Origin of the sequence: Leptospira ilyithenensis (assembly GCF_004771005.1) — a bacterium.
Taxonomy (GTDB): Bacteria; Spirochaetota; Leptospiria; order Leptospirales; family Leptospiraceae; genus Leptospira_A; species Leptospira_A ilyithenensis.
In genome coordinates this window covers 284,918-300,146 of record NZ_RQHV01000043.1, presented here as the reverse complement: position 1 = coordinate 300,146, position 15,229 = coordinate 284,918, and the positions used below count along the sequence as shown (strand labels likewise).

Genomic DNA, 15,229 nt, shown 5'->3' with positions numbered 1-15,229 from the left:
TCGTATATGAAAAGAATCGCGGTATTTTGCGGATCGAATTTTGGAACCGACTCCGGATTCGGAGATGCTTCTGATCGTTTAGCAAGGATTATGGTTGAAAAAGGCATAGGGCTTGTTTACGGAGGGGGGAGCGGCGGTCTTATGGGCAGAATTGCAGACGAGGTTTTAAGATTGGGCGGAGAAGCGATCGGTGTCATCCCTCATAAACTTGTAAAAAAGGAAATTGCCCACAGCCACCTAACGGAATTAATCGTAGTAGAAACCATGCATGAAAGAAAAGCGAAAATGGCGGAATTGTCGGACGGTTTTATCGCAATGGCGGGCGGCATAGGAACCTTGGAAGAAATCGTCGAGGCGTTTACCTGGAGCCAATTGGAATACCACGACAAGCCGTGTGCTTTTTTGAATACTAACGGGTACTATGATACTTTGCTTCGCTTTATTGATGAAATGGTTTTGAAAGGTTTTTTAAGTTTTAGGCAAAAAGAAAAATTAATCGTGGATACAAATCCTGCGGTGCTTTTAGAAAAAATGTTGCTATCGGAAAAAAATTAATTATTAACTTTATACATATGATTTCCCGGGAATACAGTGTTACCGATTTACGCATGTTGCCTTAGAACCGAATACCATGACAAACATCATTTCCATAGGCGATATCCACGGCAGATCAGTTTGGAAAAACATAAATCCGGCTGATTTTGAAAAAATCGTATTTTTGGGAGATTATGTGGACTCATACGATCTTTCGGATGAAGAAATCATTCAAAATCTGAAAGAGATCATTCGATTTAAATCGGCAAACCCAGATAAGGTGATTTTGCTTTTGGGAAATCACGATCTGATGTATTTATATCCGAAGGTTCCCAACTTTTTTATGGGAGGATATAGAAATAGTTACGCTAAGCCCGTGCAGTCCCTATTGCAGGATTCGGTTTCTTTGTTTCAAATTGCCTACCAATATGGGAATTTTCTTTGGACCCATGCGGGAGTGAACCGTGGTTGGTATGAATCCAATCAAAAGATAATAGAAGAGATTCAAAAAGAAAATAACATTCCGAATTTCGGTGCTGATGTATTATCTGTTATGTGGGAAAAGGGATTTATCAACGAGTTGGCATCAATCGGACCCATTCGCGGAGGTAGGGAAAGATTCGGCGGTATTTTTTGGTCCGACTATATGGAAAATCTCGATTCGGAAAGCGGTGCTTTTTTGGCGGGATTCCATCAGATCGTAGGTCATTCCCGTCTGCCGGATATAGAAACTTTGAGATCTTTGGACGGAAAGTCTTCCGTCACACATATTGATTGTTTGGATCGAAGGACTAAATTTTATCAAATAGAGATTTGAAATCTCATTTCAGAACTTTCCTGAACCCTTCCACTGCAAAGTCAATCTCTTGTTTGGTGATGACAAGAGGAGGAGTAAACCGAATTACAGTATCGTGTGTGTCTTTGCACAGGATTCCTTCCCGGGCGAGCTTGAGGCAAATGGAACGGGCGGAAACATTCAGTTCGATTCCGATCAGTAACCCCATTCCCCGAACGTCTTTGATCAGAGGAGAGTCTATCTTTCTGAACTTTTCCAAAGCGTAAATTCCCAATTCTTTGGATTTGGAGATCAAATCTTCTTCCGATAATATATTTAATGCTTGTTTTGCGATAGCGCACCCGAAAGGATTTCCTCCGAATGTGCTGCCATGGCTGCCCGGTTCCATCAGTTCCAGGATGTGTTTGTCACCGAGGACAGCGGATATGGGGTAATAACCTCCGCTAAGGGCCTTTCCTATAGTGATCAAATCTGGTTTTACGGATTCCCTTTCAAAACAAAACCTTTCTCCGGTTCTACCTAGCCCAGTTTGGATTTCGTCCGCGATAAGCAGAATATTTGCCTTTTTGCATATGGATTCGACCGATTTTAAATACGAATCGGGCGGTATAAGAACACCTGCTTCCGCTTGGATGGGCTCGACTAGAAATGCAACCGTGTTTTTGGTGATTGCTTTTTCCAAAGCAAGAGGATCACCGAAAGGGATGATTTTAAATCCCGGGGTAAAGGGACCAAAATCTTTTTTATAAGTTTCTTCCGAAGAAAAGGAAATCAGTGTAGTCGTGCGACCGTGAAAATTATTTTCGCAAACGATGATTTCCGCCTTATCTTTTTCGACTCCTTTGGAGCGATAACCCCAACGTCTCGCGATTTTGATCGCTGTTTCGACCGCTTCCGCTCCGGAATTCATCAGCAAAAACATATCTTTTCCGCTAAATCGATGTAATATTTCGTATAACAGTGGTAATTCGGTATTACGGAAAGCTCTTGACGTTAAACTGAGTGTTTTAGCTTGGGCTTCTACGGCCTTTATTAATTTGGGATGGCAATGTCCTTGGTTCAAGGCGGAGTAGGAGGCAAGGCAATCCAGATATTTGTTTCCCAGTATGTCCCAAACCCATGTTCCTTCGCCTCTTTCAAGGATTATATCCAGAGGAAGGTAATTGGGAGCACCGAAAGATGATTCCAATTCTAAAAAATGAGCAACGGATTTGGTCATAGAGACAAATAATTTACGAAATCAATAATAGGAAATGTTTATTTTAAAGCTTATATGAAAGTTTGATTACGAAAAAATAAATAAAATCAACATCCGTTTTCATTGCAAAATATGAAATTTATTGACAAGGGAAGGCCGTTTAAAACCATTAATATATTAAGTTTTTAGAATATATTTCGTCTCCTATATTAAAATGATTAGTCCGAACAAAATTGAAATTCCGAATACAATTCCTTTAAGTAAAATTTACACCAGAACATTTTTCCAGGAAGATTCACTCGTATCCAATATCCGTAGAGCTCTGCAAAGAGAAATTCCCGTAGATATATTCGAATCCAGGGTAATTCCCGCAACTACCATCCAAGAAAGGATTTTTCTATCGAATTACTATGAAAAACGGAACGGGATAAATGGCCTTGTTTACAGTTTAAAGAGCATTCCTTTGAAAATCAGCATCGAAACTGCGGAAACGATTCTCGGAGAAGCGAACATTGATGAGGAACAGAAAAAGTTTTTATTCAATCTCTATGTTTTGAACGAAGAAGAAGGAAAATACATCTTAAAAAGTACAGTCACCGAAGCGGATGAAATAAAAATCCTACAGATGTTCAAACAAAAAGCATTTCATATCAGAAATGTGGAAAAGGCTATGATCTCGGAGATTTTAGAGAGGATACCCGAGGTTCCCAAAAAAGATACTTTTTTTGCCAACCTTTACATTCCTCCTACTCATAAGTTTTTCTCTCCGCCCAATCTGAAACATATTTCGGGAATGCAAATCACCGAAGCTGCAAGGCAGTTCGGAATAGCTTGCCATCATATTTACGGTCGCGTGCCTTTCGAAGGAGTTACTTTTTTACTCCAATACTTAAACGCTGAATTTTTCCAATACGCAAAATTAAACATGCCCATCAAGATGAGAACCATCTTAAAGGAAGTGAAATACAACAAAGAGAAACAGTGGAACTATTCCTCACTTGAGATCACTGTTTATCAGGAAAACGTTGAGATCAGTAAAATCAGTATGGCCGCAACGATTCTTCCTTTGAAGGTTTATAAAAGATTGAAATCGGGACAGGAAGAAGTATATGAAATCGATCCTAGATTTCGTTTGATAGACAAATTCAAAAACAATATTTCCATTCGTGATAACGGAAAGAAGTTCGTTTGTACAATCGAAAACATGTCTCAGAACGGTTTTATGGTGAAGGCTTCCGGAAAACATCCGGGTGATCTGAGTGATAAGGACAATCTCGAATTCTTTATGCATTTTGATATCGCAGGGTTTGTTCATGGCAAATGCAAATTGTTATGGGTGAAAGAAGATGATCATAATGAAGACACTTATTTCGCAGGATTCGGGATTGAAGAGATTTCGGAACTGGATACGGAAAATTTGAAAGAAAGTATCGCCCGTTACGGAAGACTGATAGAAGAAAGAGAAATCTTTTAAACTAATCGGTTTCAAAATCGCAAAGTATGGATTTTACGATTCAATCATTTAGACCACCGCTTGAATCAAAACAGATAAGGAATGGAAATGAAGGGAATCGAAGGTAAAGTAGTCATCATCACCGGAGCCACTTCCGGTTTGGGAAAAGAAATTGCACTTCAGTTTGCTCGGGAAAAAGCAAAGCTGGTGATTTGCGGAAGAAGGGAGAAAGAAGGCAACGAAACACTTTCTCTTATCCGTTCTTTGGGAGCGGAAGCGGAGTTTGTAAATTGCGATATCTCCGTTCCCGAGCAGGTAAAAAAACTTGTCCAAACGGCTGTTAGTAGTTACGGAAGACTTGATTTTGCAATCAATAATGCAGGTTTTGCCGGAGTGATGAAACCGATCACGGAATATCCCATTGATGTTTGGGACAATGTTGTGAATGTAAATTTAAAAGGCACATTCGTATGTATGAAATACGAACTGGAAGCCATGCTTAAAAATCAGGCAGGCGTGATTGTGAACGTATCGTCTGCGATCGGGCTTCGGGGAAAGGAAAATATCGCGCCTTATTCAGCTACAAAACACGGAATCATCGGACTTACTAAAAGTGCTGCATTTGAATACGGTCGTTTTGGAATCAGGATCAATGCACTCTGTCCGGGGGGAATCCGCACGGAAATGGACGATTTGTTCTATAAAAATGTTCCCGATCCGGAAGCACTTCGCAAAGAAAGGATGAAATCCTATGCATTGGGAAGAATGGCGGAGGCGAGTGAAGTGGCAAGGGTCGCCACTTGGTTGTGTAGCGAAGATTCCTCTTTCGTTACGGGTGCATCCATCCCTGTGGACGGAGGAAAAACAGCTAGATAAAACATCATGCCAATTCTGAATCAGATTCATCTTTAGAAGTTGATTTTTGTAAGCCTAATTACGATTATTTCCTTTCGTAAGCTCTGGGAGAGTTTTGATGCTAAAATTGGCAGGTTACACAGCTCTAAAGGAAATTCATTCCGGCAAAAAAAGTCTTGTTTACCGAGGGGAAAGATCGAGCCAACCTGTAATCGTCAAAATTTTAAATCGGGACTACCCGGAACCTCATGAATTAAACCGGTTCAAACACGAATTCGATATTTTACAAAATCTAAAAGTCACCGGAATTCCAAGACCGCTGGCATTTGAAAAATACAACAATTCCGTCGCTCTCGTATTGGAAGATATGGGCGGGGATGCGCTTTCTTTCACATATAAAGATAACGATAGTTATAGTTTGCTGGAGTTTCTGAATATCGCCTTGAAAGCAAGTAAAGTATTGGAAAGGATTCATAAGGCAAATATCGTTCATAACGACATCAAAGCGCAAAATATCGTAATAAATCAAAAGACCGGCGAATTGTGTATTATCGATTTTGGTAGTTCGACTTTTCTTGCCCAAAGAAATTCGTTTATTCCTTTGAATCAATCCTTTCACGGAACGCTTGCTCATATTTCTCCCGAACAAACGGGACGGATGAATCGTACTGTGGATTACCGAACGGATTTTTATTCTTTGGGAATCACTTTTTATCAAATGATGACCGGCGAACTTCCGTTCCAGTATGCAGATCCCATGGAGATGGTGCACGCGCATATTGCAAAAACTCCCGTATCTCCTTATGAGAAGAATCAAAGTCCAAAAGTAATTTCTAATATTATAATGAAATTATTGGAGAAGAATCCGGAAGACAGATACCAAACCGTCACCGGGCTTGTTTATGATCTGGAGCAAGTTGAGAGAGTTCTAAGGCATGAAGGAATCAGATCGGTTCAAAAATTAGAGATGGTCGTTGCTTCCAAAGACCATTCGGGAAAATTTCAAATTCCTAAAAAACTTTACGGAAGAGAGAAAGAAGTCACCCGAATCATTGATACATTTCATAATGTGGCAAGGGGCAATCTGGAACTGATCCTGATTGCGGGAAGATCCGGGATAGGAAAATCGGTTTTAATCAATGAAGTAAACAAACCGATAGCAGAGTATAAAGGTTATTTTTCTTCCGGGAAATACGATCAATTAAAGCGCTCCATTCCTTATCGGGCAATCACTCAAAGCTTTCAAAAATTAATCCAGCAGATTTTGGCGGAAAGCCAAGACTCGATTTCCCTTTGGAAAGAACATATTCTCAAAGCACTCGGTCCCAACGGAAGAGTAATTGTAGATGTGATTCCCGAATTGGGAACTTTGATCGGAGAGCAGCCGGAGATCGCTTCTCTGGACGCATCCGAATCTCAAAACAGATTTAATTTTGTTTTTCAAAATTTTATCAAAGCATGTTCCAGAGAAGAACATCCGATCGCAATCTTTTTAGATGATTTGCAATGGGCGGATACTCCCAGTATAAACCTAATACGCGCTATATTATCTGATCCTGAAATGAAACATCTGTTCTTGATGTTGTCTTATCGGGATAACGAAGTCCTGCCTACGGATCCATTTTCCATTCTTTTGGATGATTTGAAAGGAACAGGATTTTATCATCAGAAAATCAATCTTAATCCTTTGGGTATCCAGGATATCAATTCGCTTGTTTCCGAAACTCTTTTTTGCAAGAAAGACGAATCCTTGAGTCTTGCTGAGATTTTACATTCAAAGACAAAAGGGAATCCTTTTTATGTGAATGAGGTATTCAAAAGTCTTTATGATAAGGAATTGATTGTTTATAAAGATGATAGGTGGGTTTGGGATATTCAAAAAATCAGAGATGTGAATATCTCTGGAAACGTAATCGATTTAATCGTCGAAAAAATCAAAGAACTCCCCGAATCCAGAATCGAAACTTTGAAACTGGCAGCTTGTATCGGGAGCTGGTTCAAGCAGGAAGTATACGCTTCAATTGCCGAAAAGTCGTTGGAAGAAGTCAAAGAGGATTTGATCGAACTTGCCAATGATGAATTTTTTCTACTGAGTGAAACGGATGTTAACTTTGTTCATGATAAAATCCAAGAAGCCGCTTATTCCATAATTCCCGAAAAAGAAAGGGAAAAGATACATTATCATATAGGAAATTCCTATCTGAGAATGATAGATGAATACCGCTTGGAAGATCATATCTTTACAATTGTCAACCAATTGAACCAAGGTATTGCCAATATCATTACGACGGAAGAAAGACTCCGCTTACAAGAGTTAAATGTGATGGCAGGGAACAAATCGTTGGCATCTTCCGCTTATGAAGCGGCTCTCGGTTTTTTCCAGGTAGCTGTTGAGTTTTTGCCGGAGAATTCCTGGGAGAGCCGGTACGATTCCACTTTGAAATTATACACAAATCAGGCCGAGGCCGAGTACCTTTCCAAAGAATATGATGCTGCCGAAAAAACTTTCGATATCATATCGGCAAATGCAAAGGACACATTGGACAAGATACAGATCTTTGAATTGAAATCTTCCATGTACGTAAGCCAAAACAGGATGTTGGACGTACTTGTGATTTTAAAACAAGCATTGAAACTTTTGGGATTGAACTTGCCTAAAAATCCGGGTGAACTCTCTCCTCTTCCTGACATCATCGGCTTCAAGTTGAAATTGGGCAAACGCGCTATCTCCGATCTCGCCAACCTTCCCATATCCCACGATAGAAATTATCTTGCCATTATGCGTTTGTTAAATGCTTGTATCGCCGCATCTTTTCTCGCGCAACCGGCACTTTTTCCGGTTATTGTACTCAAGATGGTGCGGTTGACTTTAAAACACGGACTCTCTCCTTTGAGTCCTTTCGGGTTTGTCGCTTTCGGAATGATTCAAGGTTTCGGATTGGGAGATTTCGAAGCAGGTTATGAATTCGGAAAATTGGCGGTAGACTCGATTGATAAGTTGGATGCAAAGGCATTCAAGTGCAGGACTCTCTTTTTATTCGGATGTATGATCAGTCATTGGAAGTTTCATGCCAAAGAAGGAATCGCTATTTTTCAAGAGTCCTTTCAGTCGGGAATGGAAACAGGCGATTTGCAATACGCCGCTTACTCTTTGAATAATATCCATTTTCAAGCATTATTGCGCAGACAGAATCTGGATGAGCTCGCAAATAGTTTCGATAAATTCGAATCTTCCTTGTTTTCTTTAAAACAAAGCAATGCCTATCAGGTTTTTCAATTGAATCGGCAGGTCACTTCTATATTGAGAGGAAATTCGGAAAATCTGCTTGCGTTAGACGGCAATTATTTTTCCGAGTCTGTCATCGCCGTCGAATGGCAAACTCTGAAAAATGCCAATGCATTGTTTGATTATTATCTCTGTAAGGCGAGATTGGACTATTTGTTCGGAGATTTGGAAAAAGCATACGAATATTATCTATTAGGCGAACCTTTTGAAGGTGCGATGTTCGGAATGATGTTTATCCCCGAACTGGTGTTCTTTGGTTCTTTGATTTCCGCTTCTCTTTTGAAAACTACGGACAATAAGGCAAAGAAAAAAGAATATAAAAAACGAATCGATAAAAATCAAAAAAGACTTAAAAAATGGGCGGAGAGTTCTCCGTATAATTACGGTCATAAATTCCATATTATGGAAGGTCTTATTTCCGAGATCGAAGGGAATACGAAAAAAGCTCTTTCCTATTGGAAGAAGGCGATCGCTCTTGCGCTAGAGAACGACTATACTTTGGAAGGAGCGATTGCAAATGAATTTTCCGCGCGCATTCTCCTTAGCCAGGGTGAATCCATGTATGCTAACGTTCATTTGGTGGAAGCGCACCATCTTTACCGCAAGTGGGGATGCGACCCCAAGGTAAAAGAGCTGGAAGGGAAATATTCCTTTCTTAAAAAATATTCCAAACGAAGTGTGAATGATCCGATGGAAACATTTACACTTACCAGTACTACCAAAGAGGTGACAAGCACTTCGGACAGTTATTTCGATTTGCATACTGTGATCAAGGCATCTCATACCATCTCGGGAGAAATCCAATTGGGAAGGCTTTTGGAAAAGATGATTAAGATTCTTTTGGAGAATGCGGGGGCGGAAAGGGGATTTTTTATTTTAAAGGACGAGTCCAACTGGCTGATCCAAGCTGAAGGCAAATCAAGTACAGGCCAGATAGAAGTGCTGCAAGCGAAGACATTGGACTCTTTACAATCCAATCAAACGGATGTTTCCCAACTGGAGCTTTCTCCGAACATTGTCAATTATGTGATTCGAACCAAATCGGTTGTGATTTTAAACGACGCCTCTCACGAAGGTATGTTTGTAACCGATTTTTATATAAAATCAAAATCACCGAAATCAATTCTCTGTTATCCGATTATCAATCACGGCAATTTGGTTGGGATCGTTTATCTGGAAAATAATCTGACTACAGATGCATTCACACCAGATCGGATAGAGATTTTGAAATTGTTATCTTCTCAAATTGCGGTCTCCATTGAAAATTCGATTCTTTATGCGAACTTGGAAGATAAAGTGAAAGAAAGGACTCAGGACCTGAATGATGCTTTAACGGAAGTTCGCGGATTAAAGGAACAGCAGGACGGCGATTATTTTTTAACTTCTCTTCTCATCGAACCTCTGGCACAAAACCATGTTGCATCCCAGGCGGTTTACGTTGATTTTCTGATCGAACAAAAGAAAAAGTTTCAATTCAAAGATTGGAAGTCCGAGATAGGAGGAGATCTCTGCGTTGCCGCCAATTTGGAATTAAGGGATCGTAAATACACCGTCGTATTGAACGGAGATGCCATGGGTAAATCCATCCAAGGAGCAGGTGGTGCACTTGTACTTGGTTCCGTATTTGAAGCGATTTTAAAAAGAGGAAAAGATACTGCTGAAAATAGAAATTTATTTCCGGAAAGATGGCTTAAAAATGCATTTATAGAACTTCATCATACATTCACTACATTCGACGGATCTATGCTTGTTTCGATTTTTCTCTGCCTGATTGACGAAGAAACCGGTTTCCTATATTTTATGAATGCGGAACATCCGAGACCAGTCATTTACCGTGACGGGCACGCCGATTTTTTACCACATAACTTATTTTATGCGAAACTGGGGATGCTTCTTACCAAAAAAAGAAAAAAGAAAATGCAGATTTCCACCTATCAATTGCAAAAAGATGATGTAATGATCATCGGATCGGACGGCAGGGACGATTTGTATCTTGGTACGGAAGACGGTTACGATAAAATCAACGAAGACGAAGAATTATTTCTTAGGACAGTGGAAGAAGACCAAGGGAATATCCGAAGTATCCAAGAGTCCATAAAAACAAACGGACAATTGATTGACGATTTGTCTTTGATACGGGTGGAATTCAAAGGGCAACCGGATCAAACGAATTATCAATCATCGAATCATACTCATTCTGCTTATGAGACTGCCGTCTCGGAATTTGAAGCCGGTGATTACCAGAGGGCGCTTTTTTATGCGATTCCTTATAGTGATTCCAACCCTTCCAATGAAGAATGTTTATTTTTAATTTCAAGTTGTTATCTGCATTTAAATCAACTGCCATTTGCTATTGATTATGCGGAAAGATTAAGATTGCGAATCCCCGATCATGATAACAACTTAAAACAATTGTTGTTTATGTACAAAGAGGTTGGAAATTTCGAAATGGCAGATAAGTTATCTCAGAACTAATATCGTTTCGCACTCCACGCTCCTGTGCGCGTAACCTCCGTGTTACGACGCACGAGCTTCGGCCGTCCTGGCCTCGCCACCGCGAGAAGTGCTTCACTCACTTTGAAGAGTAGAGTAGGAAGCTATTTCTTGTTATTCGGACGCTGATTCCGGCTCTCCCTAAGGCGCGGGCGCTCGGTCGATCCGGGCGAGGGCTTTGTATTTGTTGTTGGAGATTGTTTTGGTGTTCAAGGAAGAAAGCTCGTTTCTAAAAATTTATGTTCTGTTGATTCCTGGCAATCTAATTTATTTTATCTTTATTAAAACGCAAAACACGCCGTACCTTTCCAAGTGGTTATAATTTTTTCTCTCTTCTTATTCACTCCGGTCTTATACCTCTTTCTGCAATTTTCTCATACAGCCATTCTACTGGAAAATATCTTCCTTCGAACCCAACTTGCTGCCTACAAAAGAAAAAATAAAGCCTTCCACACATCCCCCTGGGAACGATCGAAGCTGGTTTTACTTTCCTATTTGCATTCCGATTGGAAATCTTCTTTAATCTTGGTCACTCCGAATACTCTACTTTCCTGGAGAAAAAGAAAATTCGAAAACTTTTGGAATCTCGTTTCTTCCTCTAAAAAGTTAGGAAGACCCATCATTCGATGGGATCTGATCAAACTTGTTCGCAAAGTTACAAAACAAAACCCTCTCTGGGGTGCTACCAAAATCCATGGAACAATCGTTAAACTAGGATTTCTGATCTCGGAAAAATCAGTTTCCAAATATATCAAAACTCTTCGGAGATCACCAAATCCCAGGAAAAGGCTTGCCTGGAAAAACTTCTACGCCCTTCATGCAGGTTCCATGATTGTCTCCGATCTATTTACAGTTTTCTCGTATAACTTTCTAGAAATGTATAAAGTCATATTTTTTATGGATTTGGAAACAAGGCAAATCCTTCATTTTGACATAACAGCCAAAACGTCCACCAGATGGGTCAGAAAAGTTATCAAAGTAGCACTTAGAAAAAAAGATCCGAAGAATACTTCTTATGTTCTGACGGATAATGATACGTTATTCGGAAAAAGATTCTCCAAGTATCTGGAAAGGTTAGGAATCAAACATAAAAAAACAGCCGTTCGTTGCCCCTGGCAAAACGGATATGCAGAAAGATTTGTTAAAACCTGTAAGGAAGAATTTTTGGATTATTTTATTCCATTGAATGAATATCATCTGCAGGTCAAGCTGGAAGAGTTCATACGGTTTTATAATCACAACAGAACTCATCTTGCTTTGCAGAAAGACACTCCTGTATCTTCTCCCATTCAACACAAACCTAGAGATGGAGATTATAAACTGCATTCACATCCAGTATTAGGTGGACTCTATCATACCTATTCCTGGAAAAAAGCAGCTTAATCCAAAACCAGACTTACTGCTGTTTGGTTCTATGAAACTTAAGCCTTTAAGGGGAAGGATAAGCAATGCTTATTTGATTTTTTAAAAACCTATTTGCGCCAAAGATTCCTGGAAATAATACGAACTAATCGGTCGAACTTTGATATTTTTCTCCAAAACCATTCCATAAACCCAAAGTTCCTCCAGTTTAGCGAACATTTTGTCCGCTATTATAGTTTTTACGAGACTCAACGAATTCTCTGATAATCGCAAACTTATAATATCTCTTTCGATCCGGGGTTTTATCTATATTTGTGGGGCGCCTCGGATCTGTTAGATGAAAAAGATTCGATCGAATCCCCGACCGTGCTCTTCCGCAGGCTCCGCCTCTCGGCTTCGGTCCTTCGGACGACGACCTTTCGGTCGTCCCTCTCCGATCACTGACGCGGGGGTTGTTATTACTAGTCAAATTTTTTATACTTCACTATTTGTTTAAAGTAATCTTTATTTAAAAAGTTCCGGTTTATCATCACAAACTGACCGCAAAACAAAATAAATACGACATCAATTTCAAATACCGGGTGTCTCCGGACCTCACTTGAGGAAGACCTATCCCGATACCCGAAATCAACCATATTGGTGTAGCAATCAACTAGTTATGCGCTATGGAAAAAATGCTTGATTTAAAGAAAAATGTATTGATACAATACAAAAGCAACCGAAAGAATGACTAAAGAGCCTAAGTATCCCAAGAAAGATGTCCTTTCTGCTTTAAGAAAAGGAAAATTTAAAGTACAGAGAAAAGCTCTGGGTACTGCCGCAACCTTTGGATTAAGGACTGAAAAAGATGTAGCAGATTTTATTCTTCGGGGAGGCTTTGAAAATCTAGTTTTGCTTAATACTACAGAGTTAGATAAAACGGATGAATACCCGAAACCAGTAGTCGACGCTTACAACTTTCAGACTGGAAGTAGAAAAGGTTATATTGCATTCTATTTTAGCAATGATGGACAACTTGTTATTAAATCACTCAAACCCGATAAATTTGAAGGCGATACAATGAAAAATGCATTTATAAAGGCAGGCTATTAAATGGACACTCAAGTAATCGAGATGAAGTGTCCCTCTTGCGGTGCTCCAATTAAAAATGATTATAAAAAAGAAAAAATTGAATATAACTTTACCAACTTGGGAAAGCGAGAATTTGAATTTTCATTATTAGAATGCCAAAATTGCGGGGAGGAAATTAGAGAAGATAATTTCAATGAAAATTTGGCAAAATTCTTAAAAGAATTAGATATTGAAAATTCGTTAAAAGGAATTGAAGAAATAAAAACCTATGGTTATAGCTATACTTATTTGGAGCGAGCTTTAAGAATTCCATATCGTACATTTTCAAGATGGAAATCTAAAAAAGATTTAAGTGCTGTTGCAATGTCTTATATTAATATTATATCTAATTTCCCTTGGTTAGTTGATGTTTCTGATTACAATTTTGATCCAAAAGTTAAATTGAAAAATCTTTTAATTGCTGGATTTTTGGAATTTGAAAAAAACCAATCTTTGATATCTGATGACATTGAATATGAAGTTTTGCTCAGCAAGTTGGAAAGTATTCTAAAATTTAAAAATACATTTGCTTCAAATGAATTTGAAGCAACAATTTCAATAAATGATCTTGGAAGAGAAACAAAAAATATTGAATCCACTGTTACATTGGGTTTACAAACTGTATGAAACTGATTAACTTTCTCGTTTGCGATGATGTTAGAACTGAAAAAAATGGAAAAAACATATTCATCGGGGTTTATGATGACATTATTGTTGAAGCAACAAGCGAAGAAAAATTAGTATACCTAAAACTTTTTTTTATCTTTCGATTTATGGATGTCCAATCTGACAATTATAAATTTGACTTAAATTTCCTAATGGATGGAAGCCAATATCATTCAATGTCTGGAACATTGCCAATAGGTAAACTCATGAGACACTTGACATTAAACATTGGCGTTGATCAATTTCCGATAAAATCTTTTGGTGAACTCTCAATAGAACTTAAGTTGACCAACTCCCAAAATGTTAAATTCAAATTTTCCCCTGAATATAAGATTAATATAAGCAAACAAAAATAACTTAATTTTCCACAGCGTATAACTACGCCTTACCGCTACGCTGCGGGATTTGCTGCAAACCCTTGCTCGGGCTAAAGCCACATTATCCTCCGTCACGTTTCTTGCTTAAGCAAGAAATCGCGCCGACGCTAACGCCTTCTCTGAAGGCTCACCTACGACCAACGTCGGTAAGGCTAGTTCGTTATACGAAATGTGTGAAAATTTTAAAATTAAACAAATTAATTACTATACACAATTTTTTGCCACTTTTAGAATCTAGTTATTATGTCAGGAAAAGTAGTAAAAAATTCTGATTTAAAGGATCAGTTGAAGCAAATGCAAGAACTTACAAAAAAAGTAACTGCTTCAAAAGTTTCAACAAAAGCCTATCTAGCAAAAACTGGTATTTATACCAAGTCTGGGCAACTCAAAAGCGCATTTAAAAAATAGTGTATTCTTCCGTACCTGGTCTAGTTTTTGGCTTTCACGGTTGCGATGAAGAAGTAGCCAATTCAGTAATTTCAGGTAAATTGGCTCTTTCAAAAAGCGAAAATAGTTATGACTGGCTTGGACACGGAATCTATTTTTGGGAAGGAAATTATTCTAGAGCACTTGAATACGCTCAACTTTTGCAATCGAATCCGAAAAGAAACAAAGGAAAAATAAAAAAGCCAGCAGTCATTGGTGCAATAATAGATTTAGGAAACTGCCTTAATCTTTTAGAATCCGAATCCATTGATCTCCTAAAAGAAAGCTATAATTTGCTTTCAAAATCTAGTAAAACAACAGGCAATCCACTTCCTGAAAACAAATCTATAGACTTAGAAAAAGATCTTTTGCTTAGAAACCTCGATTGTGCAGTTATTGAAAATCTTCATGCAATGAGAAAAGAATTAGAACTACCAGTTTTTGATTCAGTCAGAGGTTATTTCAGGGAGGGTAAAGAAATCTATCCTAACGCTGGATTTCATGACAAAAATCATATTCAGTTATGCATAAGAAATCCAAAATCTATCAAAGGTTATTTCAAACCGTTAATTTAACTTCACACACTTCGTTTAACTACGCCTTACCGCTACGCTGCGGGATTCGCTTCACTCACCCTTGCTCGGGCTAAAGCCACATTATCCTCCGTCACGTT

General features: G+C 38.8%; 12 protein-coding genes. 11 read left to right on the top strand and 1 reads right to left on the bottom strand.

What is annotated here, in order from left to right; genetic code table 11:
- Nucleotides 1–6 precede the first annotated feature (6 nt).
- Together EHS11_RS09815 and EHS11_RS09810 are read left to right on the top strand one after the other, a co-directional pair.
- On the top strand, nt 7–555 hold the full coding sequence (locus EHS11_RS09815; protein ID WP_135764208.1) for an LOG family protein: 549 nt from the start codon (nt 7–9) through the stop codon (nt 553–555).
- A gap of 76 nt (nt 556–631) precedes the next feature.
- Nucleotides 632–1,351 (top strand): metallophosphoesterase, encoded by a 720-nt coding sequence (locus EHS11_RS09810; RefSeq protein WP_135764206.1) that lies wholly within the window; start codon nt 632–634, stop codon nt 1,349–1,351.
- A 4-nt stretch (nt 1,352–1,355) separates the two neighbouring features.
- Here the strand turns inward: EHS11_RS09810 and rocD are convergent, their stop codons facing one another.
- Nucleotides 1,356–2,549, bottom strand: coding sequence for an ornithine--oxo-acid transaminase (gene rocD / locus EHS11_RS09805; protein WP_135764204.1), 1,194 nt, complete (start codon nt 2,547–2,549; stop codon nt 1,356–1,358).
- A gap of 193 nt (nt 2,550–2,742) precedes the next feature.
- On the opposite strand from rocD, the gene EHS11_RS09800 reads away from it, so the two are divergent.
- The 9 genes from EHS11_RS09800 (at nt 2,743) to EHS11_RS09765 (ending at nt 15,131) form a co-directional block, all read left to right on the top strand.
- Nucleotides 2,743–4,002: an AfsA-related hotdog domain-containing protein gene (locus EHS11_RS09800; protein ID WP_135764202.1), complete on the top strand. Its 1,260-nt coding sequence runs from the start codon at nt 2,743–2,745 to the stop codon at nt 4,000–4,002.
- Between the two features lie 87 nt (nt 4,003–4,089).
- A complete protein-coding gene (locus tag EHS11_RS09795) occupies nt 4,090–4,857 on the top strand; it encodes an SDR family NAD(P)-dependent oxidoreductase (protein WP_135764201.1) in 768 nt (255 codons plus the stop codon).
- Nucleotides 4,858–4,954: 97 nt separating this feature from the next.
- A complete protein-coding gene (locus EHS11_RS09790) occupies nt 4,955–10,597 on the top strand; it encodes an AAA family ATPase (RefSeq protein WP_135764200.1) in 5,643 nt (1,880 codons plus the stop codon).
- Between the two features lie 336 nt (nt 10,598–10,933).
- Complete coding sequence (locus EHS11_RS09785) at nt 10,934–11,998, top strand: integrase core domain-containing protein (RefSeq protein ID WP_425460572.1); 1,065 nt, start codon at nt 10,934–10,936, stop codon at nt 11,996–11,998.
- Nucleotides 11,999–12,703: 705 nt separating this feature from the next.
- Nucleotides 12,704–13,069 carry a hypothetical protein gene (locus EHS11_RS09780; protein ID WP_135764198.1) on the top strand — a complete coding sequence of 122 codons (366 nt, stop codon included), beginning with the start codon at nt 12,704–12,706 and terminating at the stop codon, nt 13,067–13,069.
- Nucleotides 13,070–13,714, top strand: coding sequence for a hypothetical protein (locus EHS11_RS09775; RefSeq protein WP_135764197.1), 645 nt, complete (start codon nt 13,070–13,072; stop codon nt 13,712–13,714). It abuts the gene before it with no gap.
- A complete protein-coding gene (locus tag EHS11_RS09770; RefSeq protein WP_135764196.1) occupies nt 13,711–14,109 on the top strand; it encodes a hypothetical protein in 399 nt (132 codons plus the stop codon). Before EHS11_RS09775 ends, EHS11_RS09770 begins: the two co-directional genes overlap by 4 nt.
- 264 nt (nt 14,110–14,373) lie before the next feature.
- Nucleotides 14,374–14,538 carry a hypothetical protein gene (locus tag EHS11_RS19815; protein ID WP_167884406.1) on the top strand — a complete coding sequence of 55 codons (165 nt, stop codon included), beginning with the start codon at nt 14,374–14,376 and terminating at the stop codon, nt 14,536–14,538.
- Complete coding sequence (locus tag EHS11_RS09765) at nt 14,538–15,131, top strand: hypothetical protein (RefSeq protein WP_135764195.1); 594 nt, start codon at nt 14,538–14,540, stop codon at nt 15,129–15,131. Before EHS11_RS19815 ends, EHS11_RS09765 begins: the two co-directional genes overlap by 1 nt.
- Nucleotides 15,132–15,229 lie beyond the last annotated feature (98 nt).

Bases quoted from the DNA above. Each gene is read 5' to 3' on its own strand.
- EHS11_RS09780 (WP_135764198.1), top strand. From the start codon at position 12,704: ATGACTAAAGAGCCTAAGTATCCCAAGAAAGATGTCCTTTCTGCTTTA.
- EHS11_RS09810 (WP_135764206.1), top strand. From the start codon at position 632: ATGACAAACATCATTTCCATAGGCGATATCCACGGCAGATCAGTTTGG.
- EHS11_RS09800 (WP_135764202.1), top strand. From the start codon at position 2,743: ATGATTAGTCCGAACAAAATTGAAATTCCGAATACAATTCCTTTAAGT.
- rocD (WP_135764204.1), bottom strand. From the start codon at position 2,549: ATGACCAAATCCGTTGCTCATTTTTTAGAATTGGAATCATCTTTCGGT.
- EHS11_RS09815 (WP_135764208.1), top strand. From the start codon at position 7: ATGAAAAGAATCGCGGTATTTTGCGGATCGAATTTTGGAACCGACTCC.
- EHS11_RS09795 (WP_135764201.1), top strand. From the start codon at position 4,090: ATGAAGGGAATCGAAGGTAAAGTAGTCATCATCACCGGAGCCACTTCC.
- EHS11_RS09775 (WP_135764197.1), top strand. From the start codon at position 13,070: ATGGACACTCAAGTAATCGAGATGAAGTGTCCCTCTTGCGGTGCTCCA.
- EHS11_RS09770 (WP_135764196.1), top strand. From the start codon at position 13,711: ATGAAACTGATTAACTTTCTCGTTTGCGATGATGTTAGAACTGAAAAA.
- EHS11_RS09790 (WP_135764200.1), top strand. From the start codon at position 4,955: ATGCTAAAATTGGCAGGTTACACAGCTCTAAAGGAAATTCATTCCGGC.
- EHS11_RS19815 (WP_167884406.1), top strand. From the start codon at position 14,374: ATGTCAGGAAAAGTAGTAAAAAATTCTGATTTAAAGGATCAGTTGAAG.